The 15,690-nt window shown below is 73.9% G+C and carries 14 protein-coding genes; 7 read left to right on the forward strand and 7 right to left on the reverse strand.

What is annotated here, in order from left to right; genetic code table 11:
* Positions 1 to 62: 62 nt before the first annotated feature.
* Positions 63 to 617: a hypothetical protein gene (locus tag ACFYYR_RS16615; RefSeq protein ID WP_388852959.1), complete on the reverse strand. Its 555-nt coding sequence runs from the start codon at positions 615 to 617 to the stop codon at positions 63 to 65.
* 252 nt (positions 618 to 869) lie between these two features.
* A complete protein-coding gene (locus tag ACFYYR_RS16620; protein WP_388852962.1) occupies positions 870 to 1,523 on the reverse strand; it encodes a hypothetical protein in 654 nt (217 codons plus the stop codon).
* Positions 1,524 to 1,680: 157 nt separating this feature from the next.
* On the opposite strand from ACFYYR_RS16620, the gene ACFYYR_RS16625 reads away from it, so the two are divergent.
* Positions 1,681 to 2,361, forward strand: coding sequence for a copper homeostasis protein CutC (locus ACFYYR_RS16625; RefSeq protein ID WP_388852965.1), 681 nt, complete (start codon positions 1,681 to 1,683; stop codon positions 2,359 to 2,361).
* A 145-nt stretch (positions 2,362 to 2,506) separates the two neighbouring features.
* Here the strand turns inward: ACFYYR_RS16625 and ACFYYR_RS16630 are convergent, their stop codons facing one another.
* Positions 2,507 to 2,677 carry a hypothetical protein gene (locus tag ACFYYR_RS16630; protein WP_388852968.1) on the reverse strand — a complete coding sequence of 57 codons (171 nt, stop codon included), beginning with the start codon at positions 2,675 to 2,677 and terminating at the stop codon, positions 2,507 to 2,509.
* Here ACFYYR_RS16630 and ACFYYR_RS16635 point away from each other — a divergent pair.
* Complete coding sequence (locus ACFYYR_RS16635; protein ID WP_388853542.1) at positions 2,600 to 2,860, forward strand: helix-turn-helix domain-containing protein; 261 nt, start codon at positions 2,600 to 2,602, stop codon at positions 2,858 to 2,860. The two genes, ACFYYR_RS16630 and ACFYYR_RS16635, sit on opposite strands and share 78 nt — an antisense overlap.
* Before the next feature lie 63 nt (positions 2,861 to 2,923).
* On the opposite strand, the gene ACFYYR_RS16640 is transcribed toward ACFYYR_RS16635, so the two are convergent.
* Complete coding sequence (locus tag ACFYYR_RS16640; RefSeq protein WP_388852971.1) at positions 2,924 to 5,155, reverse strand: HelD family protein; 2,232 nt, start codon at positions 5,153 to 5,155, stop codon at positions 2,924 to 2,926.
* 411 nt (positions 5,156 to 5,566) lie between these two features.
* On the opposite strand from ACFYYR_RS16640, the gene ACFYYR_RS16645 reads away from it, so the two are divergent.
* Positions 5,567 to 5,764 (forward strand): hypothetical protein, encoded by a 198-nt coding sequence (locus ACFYYR_RS16645; RefSeq protein ID WP_388852974.1) that lies wholly within the window; start codon positions 5,567 to 5,569, stop codon positions 5,762 to 5,764.
* 133 nt (positions 5,765 to 5,897) lie between these two features.
* Here the strand turns inward: ACFYYR_RS16645 and ACFYYR_RS16650 are convergent, their stop codons facing one another.
* On the reverse strand, positions 5,898 to 7,547 hold the full coding sequence (locus tag ACFYYR_RS16650; RefSeq protein WP_388852977.1) for a DNA repair helicase XPB: 1,650 nt from the start codon (positions 7,545 to 7,547) through the stop codon (positions 5,898 to 5,900).
* Positions 7,548 to 7,762: 215 nt separating this feature from the next.
* Here ACFYYR_RS16650 and ACFYYR_RS16655 point away from each other — a divergent pair, with 215 nt between their 5' ends.
* Positions 7,763 to 9,211 carry an ATP/GTP-binding protein gene (locus tag ACFYYR_RS16655; protein WP_388852980.1) on the forward strand — a complete coding sequence of 483 codons (1,449 nt, stop codon included), beginning with the start codon at positions 7,763 to 7,765 and terminating at the stop codon, positions 9,209 to 9,211.
* On the forward strand, positions 9,132 to 9,806 hold the full coding sequence (locus ACFYYR_RS16660) for an RloB family protein (protein ID WP_388853545.1): 675 nt from the start codon (positions 9,132 to 9,134) through the stop codon (positions 9,804 to 9,806). Before ACFYYR_RS16655 ends, ACFYYR_RS16660 begins: the two co-directional genes overlap by 80 nt.
* A gap of 21 nt (positions 9,807 to 9,827) precedes the next feature.
* Here ACFYYR_RS16660 and ACFYYR_RS16665 read toward each other — a convergent pair whose 3' ends face one another.
* On the reverse strand, positions 9,828 to 13,028 hold the full coding sequence (locus ACFYYR_RS16665; protein WP_388852983.1) for a helicase-associated domain-containing protein: 3,201 nt from the start codon (positions 13,026 to 13,028) through the stop codon (positions 9,828 to 9,830).
* Positions 13,029 to 13,744: 716 nt separating this feature from the next.
* Here ACFYYR_RS16665 and ACFYYR_RS16670 point away from each other — a divergent pair.
* The gene (locus ACFYYR_RS16670) at positions 13,745 to 14,674 is read left to right on the forward strand and encodes a hypothetical protein (protein WP_388853548.1); all 930 of its coding nucleotides are present in this window, start codon (positions 13,745 to 13,747) and stop codon (positions 14,672 to 14,674) included.
* Positions 14,675 to 14,721: 47 nt separating this feature from the next.
* Entirely contained in the window at positions 14,722 to 15,354 is a 633-nt protein-coding gene (locus tag ACFYYR_RS16675; protein WP_388852986.1) for an HAD family hydrolase, read from the forward strand.
* Here the strand turns inward: ACFYYR_RS16675 and ACFYYR_RS16680 are convergent.
* On the reverse strand, positions 15,333 to 15,569 hold the full coding sequence (locus ACFYYR_RS16680) for a hypothetical protein (RefSeq protein WP_388852989.1): 237 nt from the start codon (positions 15,567 to 15,569) through the stop codon (positions 15,333 to 15,335). The two genes, ACFYYR_RS16675 and ACFYYR_RS16680, sit on opposite strands and share 22 nt — an antisense overlap.
* Between the last annotated feature and the right edge of the window lie 121 nt (positions 15,570 to 15,690).

The raw sequence follows: 15,690 nt of genomic DNA on the forward strand, positions 1-15,690 counted from the left end.
CGGGCATGGCGCCGTTCTTGTGGCTGAGGCAGTCGGCGTGCCTGGCCATGGCCACTACCGACTCATCGCGTTCTCAGCTTGCGGCTTGCGGCTCGGTTCTTCGCGATGTTTCGTATCTTCTTGCTGTTGCCCGACTCGGCGAGCAGGGCGAGTACCGCCGGCGACGTCGACTCCGTGGCGAGGAAGCGCTGCATCCAGTACGTGACCTTCGCCAACTCGGCCGACGTCGGCACATGGCCGTCCTTGACGGACAGGTGGAACAGCCAGTCATGGATGCGGCGGCGAATGAACTCGCGGTAGCCCTCCGTCGTGAGCTGGTCGACCTCCGGCAGCAGTTCGGCCGACCACTGCCGGAACTCGGCAGGACCGGTCATCTTCATCGCCACCCTGTCCACGAGGTGGACCACCGCCGTCTTGGACACCATCTCCATGGGGTCGCGCAGGATCGTGGCCACTGTCGCGCGGTCTCGGTCGCGGCTCCGCGAGGAAGTGGTTACCGAGACGATGCGTTGGTATGCGGACGATCGGACGTGCTCGTCCGCGACGGCTTCGTCGACGTCCACGTCGAGGATGCCGGCCTCCGCCAGCAACGCGGCCACATCGGAATGCAGGGTCATCGCTTCATCCAAGCGCTGCATCGACAGCCTCGGCGAGCGGCATGCCGCAGTGCAGCGGCCCGAGGCGGCCGGTGCGCGCGAAGTCGACGAGCAGATCCAGCAGGGTCACGACGGTGACTGTGCCATGCGTGACCGGACTCGACCACTTCTTTACGGGACGGACGGGACGCGAGGGGACGTGAGGGGGGGCGGGACGGACGGGCGGAGTCCGGGCCGGGGTTCGGCGCTCATCGCCCCGGCCCTGCACCCCTGTCAGGTGGAGGTGAGGAGTTCCAGCTCGGTGGCCATGTTGTGGCGCGCCGTCCGCTCCCAGCGGTCGTGCCCGGTCTCCGTACGGAACAGCCGCGGCAGATCCAGCAGTTGGCGCAGCACGGCGGCCCGGCCCTCGCGGAACGCGTCGTGCGGGACGAAGCCGTACTCCTGGCGGACGGCCGCCGCGTACGCCGCGTACGCCTGCGGGGGCCCGGCGAGTACGGCCAGGTCCGCGTCGCACAGCACCTCCCCGTCGGTGTCCCCGGGTGCCGGGTCGTGGGTGACGGTGAGTCGGACGAGGCGGGCGACCTCGGCGGTCCGCGCGGCGGACACCCCGGCCTCGGGCAGGGCGCGTTCGGCGAGCTGTGCGCTGCGCTCCTCGTTCTCCGAGCGGTCCGGGCGGTAGACCGCGTCGTGGAACCAGGCCGCGAGCCGTACCGCGTCGGGGTCGGCGCAGTGGTGGACCAACTCCTCGATGCGGTCGAGGACCGCCAGCAGGTGGTCGGTGGTGTGATAGCGGCGCTGCGGCTCCGCCCAGCGGCCGAGCAGGTTCTCGCCGTAGGGGGCGGGGTCCGGGGACGCGTCCTCCTGGCACCTGCGCAACAGCTCGGACCAGCGGGCGAGGAGTATGTCGTGAACGGCGGTGGGGGCCATGGATCAATTGTGGGCCACGGGCGCCGGACGGGCCCTCCCCGCCGTGCCGTGGTCCGTCCCGGGGACCGGTGTCCCGCCCGGCCGCGAGCGGCGTGGCCCCGCCCCGGGCGTGCGCGGCTGCTTCCGGTGGGGGTTCTCCTGTGGCAACCTTGGACATATGTCTAGACCAATTCTCGAGGTCATCGCCCTCACCGCGGAGGACGCGGTCGCCGCGCGGTCCGGGGGCGCCGACCGGCTCGAAGTGGTCACCGATATGGCGTCCGACGGGCTCACCCCGTCCCGGGAGGCGTTCGCGGAGATCCGGGCCGCGGTCGATCTCCCGCTGCGGGTGATGCTCCGTCCGCAGGCCGGGTTCGGCGTCGCGGACATCCGCCGGCTGTGCGGCACCGCGGCGGAACTGCGGGCGGAGGGGGCCGACGCGTTCGTCCTCGGCTTCCTGGACCACGAGGGACACCCGGACCTGGTGGCCGTCGAAATGCTGATGGCCGTCATCGACGGCTGCCCGTGGACCTTCCACCGGGCGATCGACCGGGCGGCCGACCGGCACGCGCTGCGCACCCGGATCGCCGCGCTGCCGGGCGTGGACACCTTCCTCACCGCCGGATCTCCGGCGGGCGTCGACGACGGCCTGCCGACCCTCCTCGCCGAGGCGGCGCGCTCCGGCGATCCGGGGTACGAACCCCGGATCATGGCCGGCGGCGGCCTCCGCCTCGACCACCTCCCGACGCTGCGCGCCGCCGGGATCGACGCCTTCCACATCGGCAGCGCGGCCCGGCCGGAGGGGTGGACCGCGCCGGTGTCGGCGGCAGCGGTGGAGGAGTGGCGCGCGGCGCTCTGACGGCCGGCGGCAGGGCACCGGCCCCTACGGCCCCGCGGACGGCCCGCGACTGGGCTCCATCGTCGACCTGCTCTCCTCACTGCTCGCCCACACCCTGGACCAGGACGACTCACTGGAGCCGGAGACCCGCCGGCGGACCCTGACCTTACGGATCCGCGCCTTCATCGAGGACAACCTCAGCGATCCTGAACTCACGCTGCCTGCCATCGCCGAGGCGCACCACATCTCCCTCAGCTACCTGCACCGCCTCTTCCGGCAGGAGGAGTACACCCTCGCCGCCTTCATCCGCCGCCGGCGCCTGGAACGCATACGCCACGACCTCACCGACCCGACCCTGAACGACATGCCCATCAACGCCCTCGCCGCACGCTGGGGCTTCCTCCGCGCTACGGACTTCAGCCGTGCCTTCCGCAGAACCTATGGAGTGCCGCCGCGGGAGCTTCGCCAGCGGGCGCGGAGTGCCTCTTCCGGCCATCAGGCGACAGCTGATGAAGGATGAACCCCGTGACCGGCGGAGCGCGTGCGGAGGCACGCCAAGGTGTCGGCCCTCGCCCCCTCGGCGTCAGTCCGCCAGAGCGGCCGGCAGCGGTGCCGCGTGGACGACCGTGAGGCCGGAGACCGGGCGGGTCAGCGACACGTACAGCCGGCGCAGGCCGGTGCGCTCGTCCGGCTCGCCGTCGACCACGGCGGCCGGCTCGTCCAGGACCACGTAGTCGTACTCCAGGCCCTTGGCGAGCGACGCCGGCACCAGGGTCAGCCGCACCGCGGCCGACGTCTCCTCGCCGGGCGACAGATACGCGATCCCCGCGGCCGACAGGGCGGAGGTCAGGGCCGGAAGGCGGGCGTCCGCCGCGATCAGACCGACCGACCCCTCGCGCGTCAGCGCCTCCCGGCACGCGTCCAGGACCGTCGCGTCCAGCTCCGCCGGAGTCGCCACGGGCCGGACGACGAGCGAGCCCGGCGCCTCCCGGACCGAGGTGGACTCCGCGAGGTCCGGCGCGATCCGCGGCAGCAGCCGCGAGGCGTACGCGATGATCTCGCGCGGCACCCGGAAACCGGCCGTCAGCTCCTCCACCCGCGCGTCGTCGCCCTTGCCCAGGTGACCCAGCGCCTCCGCCCAGGTGCCGGTGGCCCACGGGGTGGTGCCCTGGGCGAGGTCGCCCAGCACCGTCGCCGACCCCGTCGAGCAGCGGCGGCCGACCGCCCGGTACTGCATGGGGGAGAGGTCCTGGGCCTCGTCGAGGACGACATGCCCCAGCGAGTGGGTGCGTTCGACCAGGTCGGACGCCTCGTCGACGAGGACCGCGTCGGCCGGGGACCAGCGGGCCGACTTCACGCCCCGGGCGGGCTTCGCCCAGAGGATCTCCTTCTGCTCGTCGGCGGAGAGCACGCCGTCCGCGTTCGCGGCGAGGAACTCCGGGTCGGACAGCAGCCGGAGGACGAGCTTCGCCGGATCCACCGGCGGCCACACCTCCTTGACCACGGCCTTGACGGGGGCGGAGCGGGCCACCGCGTTCTGCACGCGGTCGTCCGGGGCCTCGCCCGCCGCCTCCATCCGGGTCAGGACGGCGTGCGCGATCCGCTGCGGCAGCGCCTCCCGGGCGGCGCCGTACCGGATGTCCCGGGCCAGCAACTCCGTCACCATCTCCGCCACTTCGTGCGCCGGGACGCGCCAGCGGCGCGAACCGCGGACCACGACCACCGGCTCCGCCGGCGTCGTCACCCCGGCCCGGACCGCGCGCCGCAGCACCTGGGCCATCCGCGCGTCGCCCTTGATGCGGGCCGCGCGGGCGGTGTCCTCGCCCCGCACCTCCACCTGCTTCACGAGGTCGTCCACCGTCGCCTGCTGGACCTCCAGCTCGCCCAGGGTGGGCAGCACTTGCTCGATGTAGTGGAGGAAGGAACGGTTCGGCCCGATGACCAGCGTCCCGGTGCGCGCCAGCCGCTCCCGGTGCGCGTAGAGCAGATACGCCACCCGGTGCAGGCCGACCGCGGTCTTCCCGGTGCCGGGGCCGCCCTGGACGCAGACCGTCCGGTCGAGGCCGGACCGGACGATCTCGTCCTGCTCGGGCTGGATCGTCGCGACGATGTCCCGCATGGGGCCGACGCGGGGGCGTTCGATCTCGGCCTGGAGCAGCTTGCTGGCGGTGCCGACCGCGGCCTCGTCGGGATCGGTGAGGTGCTCGTCCTCGTAGGCCGTCAGCTCACCGCCGGTGTAGCCGAAGCGGCGGCGCAGCCGGACGTCCATCGGCGCCTTCTTGGACGCCCGGTAGAACGGCTGGGAGACGGGGGCGCGCCAGTCGACGACCATCGGGTCGCCGTGCGCGTCGTGGACGTGGCGCCGGCCGATGTACCAGCGGTCGCCGGGCTCCTCGGCCCCGTCGTCGGTGCCGGTGGCCCCGTCCGGTCCGGTGCCGGCCGCTGCGTCTCCGGGGCGGGCCGGGTCCGCCGCGCCCGGACCGCCCGGGCCGGGCCGGGGAGTGTCCCCGTACTGCGCGCCCGCGTGCAGATAGTCGAGGCGGCCGAAGAACAGCGGCGTGTGGGCGTGATCCGCGAGCGCCTTGATGCGGGAGTCGATCTGGGACTGGAGGACCGTGGCGTTCACCCAGTTCGCGGTGACGTTGGAGATGTCGAGCGCTTCGACATCGGTGCGCATGGCGCGCAGTGCGGCGCGGGACTCGGCGAGGTGGGCGCGCTCGCGGGCGAGCGGACCGTCGCTGTCCGGTTCCGGCGAGGGGCCCGTGGCGTCCTCGGTTCGGGCGCGATGGGGGGATGGGCGCGACTGCGCGGGCACGACGTTGCCTCCGGGGGTGATCGGGTGAACGAGATACCGGCCGGTTGCCGTCCGGGCGGTGGCTCCCCGGGCGCCCGCGGAGGCGCTCCTGCTCGGGGCAGGTCGGGAGGCGGCAGACGGGCGATTGTAATGAGCGGGACGAGGCCGGTCGAACGGTTTGTTTCGGCCATCGGAACCGATCGCATCCGGCCTGCGGGTCCTGTCCGTGCGGGTCGGCAGGCCTTGGTTTCCCAGGTGTTCGGCGTACTCAGCCCCTGATGGTGATGGTGGCTGCGGAAGGCTCGGTAGGTCGTGTCCCGGGGAGCTCCGCCCCTGGGCGGGCGGCGGGTGCGCCGGAGGGGTGAGGAGAGGGCCGATGGCCTCAGCCGCTGGACCGATGTACTCCAAGCGGATGAAACGCATCATGGAGACATGAACGCCGCATCCCTCACTCCGGTCCCCGCGTCCCCCGTCCGAGGCAGCACGGCGCTCGGCATCGCGGCTCCCCCGCACCCACGGCACCTGCTGGGCAACGTCCTGCGCGCGATCCACGTGTACGCGGACACCGCGTTCCGGGTGGCCGTCCTGGGCGAGTTCGACGAGCCGGCGCTGGTGACCCGCCGCCGCTGAGCCCTACGCCGCCGCTTGCGGCCGTGCACCGTGCGGCGCAGGCGCGTTGCGCCGGACGGCCGGGCGTCCGCAGGCCCCGTCCCGCGCCTACGCCCCGCCCCGTGCGCCCCCGCCCCGCCCCGGCTGCCCCGCCTTACGCCTCGTCCGACGCCAGCAGATCGTCCGCGTCCACGATCCGGTACGCGTACCCCTGCTCCGCGAGGAACCGCTGCCGGTGCGCCGCGAAGTCCTGGTCGATCGTGTCCCGGGCCACCACCGAGTAGAAGACGGCCGGGTGGCCGTCCGCCTTGGGCCGCAGCACCCGGCCGAGGCGCTGTGCCTCCTCCTGCCGGGAGCCGAACGTGCCGGACACCTGGATCGCCACCGTCGCCTCGGGCAGGTCGATCGAGAAGTTCGCCACCTTGGACACCACGAGGACCCCGAGCTCGCCCTGCCGGAAGGCGTCGAAGAGCTTCTCGCGCTGGGCATTGGTCGTCTCGCCCTTGATCACCGGGGCGCCCAGGTGCTCGCCGAGCTCGTCGAGCTGGTCGATGTACTGCCCGATGACCAGCGTCTGCTGCCCCCGGTGCCGCTCCACCAGCGCCTCGGTGACCCGCTGCTTGGACGCGGTGGTGGCGCAGTAGCGGTACTTCTCCTCGGTCTCGGCGGTCGCGTAGGCGAGACGCTCGGTCTCGGTCAGGTTGACCCGCACCTCGACACAGTCCGCCGGAGCGATGTAGCCCTGCGCCTCGATCTCCTTCCAGGGCGCGTCGAAGCGCTTCGGGCCGATGAGGGAGAAGACGTCGGACTCGCGCCCGTCCTCCCGGACGAGGGTCGCGGTGAGCCCGAGCCGGCGCCGGGCCTGGAGGTCCGCGGTGAACTTGAAGACCGGCGCCGGGAGCAGGTGCACCTCGTCGTAGACGATCAGACCCCAGTCGCGGGAGTCGAACAGCTCCAGGTGCGGGTAGACGCCCTTCCGCTTGGTGGTGAGGACCTGGTACGTGGCGATGGTGACCGGCCGGATCTCCTTGCGGGTGCCGCTGTACTCGCCGATCTCCTCCTCGGTGAGGGACGTCCGCTTCACCAGCTCGTGCTTCCACTGACGGGCGGAGACCGTGTTGGTGACCAGGATCAGGGTGGTCGACTTCGCGGTCGCCATCGCGCCCGCGCCGACCAGCGTCTTGCCCGCACCGCAGGGGAGGACCACGACGCCGGAGCCGCCGTGCCAGAAGCCCTCGACGGCCTGCTGCTGGTAGGGCCGCAGCGCCCAGCCGTCCTCGTGCAGCTCGATCGGGTGCGCCTCGCCGTCGACGTAGCCCGCGAGGTCCTCGGCGGGCCAGCCGAGCTTCAGCAGGGTCTGCTTGATCTGCCCGCGCTCGGAGGGGTGCACGGCCACGGTGTCCGGGTCGATCCGGTTCCCGACCAGCGGCTGGATCTTCTTGGAGCGGAGGATCTCCTCCAGGACCGGGCGGTCGGTGGACTCCAGGACGAGACCGTGGGTGGGGTGCTTGAGCAGCCGCAGCCGGCCGTAGCGGGCCATGGTCTCGGCGACGTCGACGAGCAGGGCGTGCGGCACCGGGTAGCGGGAGAACTCGACGAGCGCGTCGACGACCTGCTCCGCGTCGTGCCCGGCGGCCCGGGCGTTCCACAGCCCGAGCGGGGTCACCCGGTAGGTGTGGATGTGCTCGGGGGCGCGCTCCAGCTCCGCGAACGGGGCGATGGCGCGGCGGCACGCGTCGGCCTGCTCGTGGTCGACTTCCAGGAGCAGAGTTTTATCGCTTTGGACGATCAGGGGGCCACTCACGCCTGGCGCCTTTCGTGCGTCTCCGGGGGACAAGCCTCCAGTGTCCCTCATCGCCCGAAGTGCGGAGCCGAGCGTGGGGGCGGATCGTGCGGGGCGCGCCTGCCGTCCACGACCGAGTGAATGCGCGCAGACAAGGCGTTTCGCTGTCTGTATCGTCAAGACTTGACGATACAGACAGCGAAACGACACGTTCCATCGAGCCCGGGGAGGCCGGCATGCTGTTGCGCTTCCAGGTGACCAACCATGCGTCGCTCCGCGAGGAGCAGGAGCTCACCCTGGTCGCGGACGACCGGCACGACGAGCGGGCCGAGCAGGAGGTGCCCCGCAGCCGCCACCGGGTCGTACCGGTGGCGGCGATCTACGGGCAGAACGCCTCGGGGAAGTCGAATGTCATCGACGCCCTGGTGTGGATGCGCACCGCCGTCCTGTCGTCGTTCCAGCGCTGGGACCCCTCCGGCGGAGTGCCCCGACGTCCCTTCGCCTTCCGGAGCGGCGCCTCGCTCCCGCCGAGCGGCTACGAGGTCGAATTCGTGCTGGACGGCGTCCGCTACGCCTTCGGATTCACCGTGGACGACGACCGGGTACTGGAGGAGTGGCTCTACGCCTACCCCGAGGGCAAGCCGCGGCGGCTCTACGAACGGCGCGGGGACGAGCCCGTCAGCTTCGGCCGCGGGCTCACCGGACGGCGGAAGGTCATCGCCGACCTCCTGCGGCCGAACAGTCTCTATCTCTCGGTCGCGGCGGCCCAGGGGCACGAACTGCTGCGCACGATCTACGCGTGGTTCCGGAACGATCTGACGGTCGCCACCGACAGCGACTTCCAGCACCGGCTGGACCACACGGTCAGCCTGTGCCTGGCCGAGCGGGAGCGGGGCGACCGGGCGCCGCTCATGGACCTGCTGCGCTTCGCCGACCTGGGCGTCGGCGGGCTGGAGATCCGTGAGCTCGGCGAAGAGGTCGTCGACGAGCAGGAGCGCGTGCTCGCGGCGCTGCGCGAGGTGCTCGGCGACCGGGTGAAGGTGGAGGCGCCGCTCGGCGACCGCGTACGGGTGGAGCACCGGACCGCCGACGGGACGTTCACGCTCCGGCTCCGCGAGGAGTCCAGCGGCACCCGCACCTGGATCGGGCTGCTCGGCCCCGTCGTCACGGCGCTGATCCGCGGTGCGGTGCTGTGCGTGGACGAACTCGACGCGCGGCTCCACCCCCACCTCACGGATGCCCTGGTCGGGATGTTCCAGTCGCCGGAGACCAACCGCCGGGGCGCACAACTGATCTTCAGCACCCATGAGTCGTCGCTCCTGGGGAGGAACTCCCGCACCGAACTGTTCCGGGATCAGCTGTGGTTCACGGAGAAGGACTACGACACCGGTGCGACCCGGCTCTTCCCGCTGACGGAGTTCTCGGTGCGGGATTCGATCGAGAACCTGGAGAAGCGGTATCTGGGGGGCCGTTACGGAGCGGTTCCCCACTTCGACAGCGATCTGCTGGCGGGCCTTGCCGCGGCGAGTGAGGGGGCCGCGCCGGGTGAAGGGCCCGCGGGGAGCGAAGAACCCGCGGCGAGTGGGAAGGGAAGCGGGGGTGACGGTGCGACGGGGGAAGCCTCTCGGCCGGAAGCAGGGGAACCGGCCGGAGCAGCGGAGATTCCTGATCTACTGCGAAGGTGAGTGCACGGAGACCCAGTACTTCAAGGGGCTGAAAGCGGAGTTACGGGCCCTGCCGGTGGAGCTGTGCATGGGCGGAGTGCACGGCGAGCCGAAGTCCCTGGCGCAGGCCGCCATCGAGCACCAGGCGAGAGCGCCCAGGAGCGCCAAGGACCGCTACACCGCGTACGACGAGGTGTGGTGCGTCGTGGATGTCGAAGCGCCGGTGCCGCACCCCGGACTGGCGGATGCCCTACGGCTCGCCCGGGGTGGCGCGGTCAATGTCGCGCTCAGCAATCCCTGCTTCGAGATATGGATCCTGCTGCACTTCAAGGACATCACCGCCTACCTCACGTCCGGACAGGCACAGCGGCTGCTGGAGAACGAACCGGGCTGCGCCGGGTATTCGACGGCCCGGAAGCATCTGGACTACGCGTCGCTCCGGGCACTCCACGGCGTGGCGCAGTCCAGGGCCCAGCGTCTGCGGTCCCGTGCGGAGGCGGAGAGCGAGGGGAATCCGAGGGCGGTGAACCCCCGGACGGTCAACCCCTGGACCGATGTCGACGTCCTGGTCGAGGCCCTGCGGGACGCGCGGAACGGGAGAGCCGGGAAACGGTGATCCGGCCCCCGGGCCGGGGGGTCAGGTCGGGTCGTCGGCGAGTTCTGCGACGCCCGTGATGCGGTGCAGGGGGTAGGTGCGGATCTCGTCGGCCGTGTGGTCGTAGGCCGTGACGAAGCCGCCCTCCACCCGCACCGGGGCGATGACCCGCTGGCTGGCCGCGCCGTCGGCGTTCACGTAGCCGATCCACACCGCGCTGCTGGTGAGAGCCGCCGCCTGCACCGTGGCGAGCGTCTCGGCGGAGGTGGTGCGGGGCAGCCGGCCGCCGTCGGACGGGGCTGCGGCGCCCTCCCGGGCCTCCGGCGCCTGAGCCGCAGCCGGCCTGCGTACGGCCGTGGCGGCGAGGTCGCCCGCGCGGATCGCCTTGACCGCGGCCGTGAGCAGCGTGGCGTCGGGGACGGGCGGGCCGCCCTGGACGGGGGCGGGCGCGGTGCGCGGCGGCGTGCGGTGCGCGTCGGCCCGGGTGATCACCACGTCGCCCTCGGCCGACTCGGCGGCCGGGGCGTAGCCCATGTCCCGCAGGCACTCCAGGAGTTGGTCGGGCGGTGCCTGGGTGGCCAGCACCGTGGGGGCGAGCCGGCGCAGGCGCAGCCCCGACGACCGCCGGTCGGCGAGGATCTCCGCGAGCAGGGCGTCGTCGTCGCAGCGGATGTACGCCGACGCCGCTCCGACGCGCAGGTGCCCGTGCTTGCGGGCCACGTCGTCGATCAGATAGCTGAGCGGCTGCGGGACGGGCGTCCGGGAGTGCTCGGTGAGGAAGGCGTGCAGGTCGGAGGCAGTCTGTCCGGCGTCCAGGGCGCGGCGGACGGAGCCCGGGGTGAACCGGTAGACCGTCGCGCCGCCCTTGGACTCGACGTCGGCGAGCACCCCGAGCATCTCGGCGAGCGGTCGCTCCAGCGGGCCCGGCGCCACGGCCGTCAGATCCGCCTGGAGGAGGACGTGGTCGAGCGGTTCGGGCAGCTTGGGGGCGAGCAGGGCGGCGGCGATGGCCGCGGCGGCGTGCACTTCGGCGGGGTGCGTCCCGGTGGCCGCGGGTGTGCCGGGGCCGGGTGTGCCGGTGCCCGGGGTGGCGGTGGGGCCGGTGGCCGGGGTGCTTGCGGTGGTCGGCTGGGGTGGGATGCGGCCGTCGGCGTCGCCCGGGGTGGGGGCGGCGGCCGCCGTGCCGTCCGTGCCGGGCGCCGGGGACGTGCCGGTCACGATGGTGGTGGGGCTCGTGGTGGTGGGGGCGGCTGTGGTGGGTGCGCCGGTGGGCGGATCCGCCGGCTCCGGGGCGGGTCGGCCCGGAGCGGGCCGGCCTGGGGAGGGCTCTCCCAGGACCGATGCTTCCGGTCCCGGCTCTCCCGGTGCCGTCGGCGTGCCCAGGAGGGCCCGGCCGTGGGTGGAGAGCGCGCCGCGGCCGGTGACCCCGAGGCGTTCGGCCTCGGCCAGGGTCCACCGCGCGATCCGGGAGCGGAGGTCGTCCGGGTGCGGGTGCGGGTGCGGGTGCGGGTGCGGGTGCCCGGCCGGGCCGGGGCCTGCCTCCTGACCCGGGTCGGCCTCGCTCGGACGGGCCGGGGCGCCGTGCTCCCAGCGCAGGCGCGCCAGGACCGCGTCCGGCTGCGGCGCTCCGCCGTCCGGGAGCGTGGCGAGCAGTTCGAGGGTGCGGCGGCGGAAGTGCGGGGCCGGGGAACGGTCCAGCCCCGGGCCGAGCGCGGAGAGCGTGCGGCCCTTGGCGTCCTGGCCGCCGACCAGGCCCGCCGTACGGGTCGCGGTCAGCCAGGCCGCGGCCAGCGCGGACCAGCGCTGTTCCGCGGGCCGGCGCAGCCACTCGTCGTACGCGGGGGTGGCCGCGAACCGTTCGTCGGCCTCGCCGTCGGAGGCCAGGAGCCCGGCGGCGAAGGCGAGTTCGAGCCAGAACGCGGCCGTCGGCTCGTCGGTGTCCAGCGCGGTCGCGGTCCGCTTGAGATCGCGGACGCTCATGCCCCCGGCCCGCAGGACACCGGGTCCGCCGAGCTCCCACTCCTTGAGCAGGTCCTCGACGACGCCCAGCGCGGCGAACGCCTGGCCCGCCGCCGTCGCGTCCACCACGCCCGGCCGGTGTTCGGCCACCGGCTCCAGTGCGGGCGGCAGCGGCTCCGGGGCGCGGTGGGCCCGGCCGTCCCGCAGGTGCAGGGCGACCTCGCGCGGCAGGACGACGGTGCCGGAGCCGGTGGGGAGCAGCAGCCCGCGGGCCGTCAGCCAGCGGACCTGCGGCGACGGGTTCGCCGGGACCGTGCCGTACGGCGGGCCCCAGACGAGGCGGGCCAGCGTCTCCCGGGACTCCTCCGGGGCCTCGGCGAGCAGCGCCGCCATCCGCGTGCGGTCCTCGAACAGGGCGGTGAGCGCGTCGACCGCGGTCACCGGGTCGTGCGTGGCGGGCAGCCCCGCCGTGGCGATGATCTCCTGGAGCCGGCCGGGGGACATCCCGGTGGCGGCCTCGGCCACGGTCGGGCCCAGGCCGGTGGGGCTGGTCCGCGCCGGGCCGGCGGGAGGACGTGCCGCGCCGGCGGACCGTCCTGCGTTGGTGGCGGGCCGTCCGGTGGGGGAGGCGTGGCCCGGGAGGGTGTGTGCGGCCGTGCCGGACGAGGCGAGCGCGGTGCCGCCCGCCAGTACCTCGCGTGCGGTGCGGACGAGGCGCAGCCGCTCCTCCCCGCCCCAGACCAGGGCCTGGGCGCGGAGCGTGGTGAGCGCGCGGGGCAGCTCCCGTTCGATGACCTCGTCGCCGGAGTCGCCCGCCATCAGGCCGAGGAGGGCGGGGTACGGGCAGGGGTCCGGGGCGATCGCCAGCGCCTCGGCGGTCTGCAGCGCGAACCGGTCGAGCCGTTCCAGGGCCCGGACGACGGAGGCGCGGGTGCCGGCGCGGGTGGCGAGCTGGGTGAGGTCGCCCGGGACGGGGGAGAGGAGGTCGGGGCGCGTGCGGAGGAGGGTGGCGAGGGCGGGGTCGGGGCGGGTGCGGAGTTCTTCGGCGAGGGTGCGGGGGGTTCGGGGGGTGGTGGTGTTGTCCGGGGTGCCGGGGGTGCCGCTGTCGCTGGGGGTGCCGGTGCCGGTGCCGGTGCCGGGGGTGCCGGTGCCCGGGGCGTCCGTGGAGTCGGGGGTACCGGTGGCGGGGGTTCCGGTCCTGGTGGAGCTGCCCGTGGCGGCGCCCGTGCTGCGGCGGCGGGGGTCTGTCGGCACGCGCTCCTCCCGGTTCCGCTTGTCGGCCATCCGCCCCACGATAGCCGCTCCGCGGGGGTGGGGACGGGGGTGGCGTTGTGGGCTCGTCGCGTGGCGCGGTGGGGGTGCGTGGGGGGTGGGGTGCGGTTTCCCGGTGCGGGCGTCGTGGTTCTCGGGTGTGGGTGCGGGTGCGGGTGCGGGTGCGGGTGTGGGTGTGGGGTGGGTTTCGGGGGTGGGGGGGGCCGGGGGGGGGGGGGGGGGGGGGGGGGTGTTTGGGGGGGGGGGGGGGGGGGGGGGGGGGGGGGGGGGCGCCCCGGGGGGGGGGGGGGGTCCGGAACGTATATTTACGGGCCCTGGGGGCCCACAAATACACGGCAGCTTCCAGAACCCCCCACCCCTGCGCCCCCACCCCCTGACGTTCACCCGGCCCTGCGCCGCCCCTACCTCCTTGCGTCCGGATCACCGGACCACCGGACCACCGGCCCGGTGGCACCGCGCCGGTCCGGATCACTGGGGCGGTGGCACCGCGCCGTCGCGTCCCTGCGGTTCTGTGTCCCCATCCCGGCTGCTTGCAGCCCCGTCCCTTGCGTGCGGCGGCCACCCCGCTGGTCAGTGCCATTGCCTTCACCCCGTCCCCTCGTGTGCCGGTGAGTGTGCGAGTGGTTCCGGACCTTCGTTGTCCCGGGGTGTGTGCCATGGGGGCAATCGGCGGTGTAGCCGGTACCGTCGAGGAGGTCGTCAACCAGTGCGCGCCCGCAGGGGATTTGGTGGGGATCGAGAGCGATCGGGTCGTCTTCGACTATCTGAGCAAGGTCGGGGACCTGGCTCAGCAGCAGCAGATGCCGTCCGGGGACCGGATGCGGCTGGTCACCCGGCTGCGCGCGGAGATCGAGCAGCAGCGGGCCGGCGGGGCCGACAGTCCCGCGGCGGTGAAGCGGATCCTGGGGAAGCTGGGCACGCCGGACGAGGTGGTGGGCGGCGCGGCCGGGGGCGTGCGGGAGTCGCCCGACGTTCCGTCGCCGGCCGCCGTGCCGTTGGTGAAGCCCCATGTGCCCGCGCAGCGGCAGGCGTCCGGCGCCGCGCCGCCGCATCTGGCGGGGGAGGACGAGCTCGGGCCGCGGGTGCCGGTCACCGACTGGTGGCGGGTCGAGCCGGGGCCGTTCGGCGGGCCGGGGCAGTCCGTTCCGGGGTTCAGCGGGGGGATCGAGATCCCCGAGATGCTCGAACCGCCGGAGCGCGCCGCGGTGGAGAGCGCCCCGGAGCCCGCCAAGGCGGAGGAGAAGCCGGCCCCGCGGGCCCGGGGGGCCGGGCTGGTGCGGAAGGTGTTCGCGCGGCGCCGGGAGGAGACGCGGGCGCCGCTCAGTCCGCTGCTGCTGATCGCCGCCGGGCTGCTGGTGGCGGGGGCCGTGCTGGGGAATCTGGTGCTGCTGGGCCTGGGGTGGGTCGTTGCGTACGGCACGCGCCGACTGTCCCGGATCGAGGCGAAGTTCGCGGCACTCGGGCTGCCGGGGCTGGTCGCGGCGAGTGCCGTCGTCTGGCTGTGGGGGCGGGTCGAGGGGCGCTGGGGGGAGCCCGTCCCGAAGGACGGGATGGCCGCGGCGCTCGGTGAGACCTGGCCGGTGGCGCTGCGCACGGCGGCCGTCGCCTCGGCGCTCTTCCTGGTGTGGCGGGCGAGGCAACGGCCGCGGGGCCGGTGAGGTCGGGGGGGAAAGTCCGGGGGGTGCTCCGCCGGGGCGACGGCACAATGGCTGCCATGCCCACGCATCCCCTGACGGTCGGCTTCGACCTCGACATGACCCTCATCGACTCCCGCCCCGGCATCAAGGCCGCGTACCTCGCGCTGGCCGCCGAGACCGGGACGCACATCGACGCCGACCTCGCGATCACCCGGCTCGGTCCGCCGCTGGAGGAGGAGCTGGCGTACTGGTTCCCGGACGACCGGATCCCGGCCATGGCGGACCGGTACCGTGCGATCTACCCGGACCACGCGATCGCCCCGACCCTCGCGCTGCCCGGCGTGGGGGAGGCGATAGCCGCCGTGCGCGGCGGGGGCGGCCGGGCGATCGTGGTCACCGCCAAGCACCAGCCCAACGCCGAACTGCACCTGAAGCACCTCGGCATCGACACCGACGCGGTCATCGGGTGGCTGTGGGCGGAGGCCAAGGCGGAGGCGCTGCGCGAGCACGGCGCGGCCGTCTACGTCGGGGACCACACCGGCGACATCCGGGGCGCCCGGGCCGCGGGCGCGCTGTCCGTGGCGGTGGCCACCGGCCCGTTCGGGGAGGACGAACTCCGCGCCGCCGGTGCGGACGTGGTCCTGCCGGACCTCACCGCGTTCCCGGCGTGGCTGGAGGGCTACCGGGCCGAGCGCGCCTGACGGCGTCCGGCGGCGATCGACCGCAGCACCCCGGCGCCGGCGATCACGAAGCCGGCGCCCATCAGCATGCACACGAAGTACGCGGGCGCGGGCAGCGGATCCGCGCCCAGGAACAGCGGAGCCATGGTGGCGACGGTGGCGAGGGCGCCGACGAGGAACACGATCGCGCCGGCCCGGACCAGCCGGTCACCCGCGGAAGAAGGAGTACCGCTCATGGGTCCAGGGTAGATCGGCGTCAGGAGCGCTGAGGAACCACCCGGCGACGTCTTGTCACCAGGCACGGGACCATTAGCCTTGGACGTGGCGGGTCTCACGGCCCGCTCTCATGCTATCCAG

The organism is Streptomyces sp. NPDC001922, assembly GCF_042891165.1.
GTDB lineage: Bacteria > Actinomycetota > Actinomycetes > Streptomycetales > Streptomycetaceae > Streptomyces.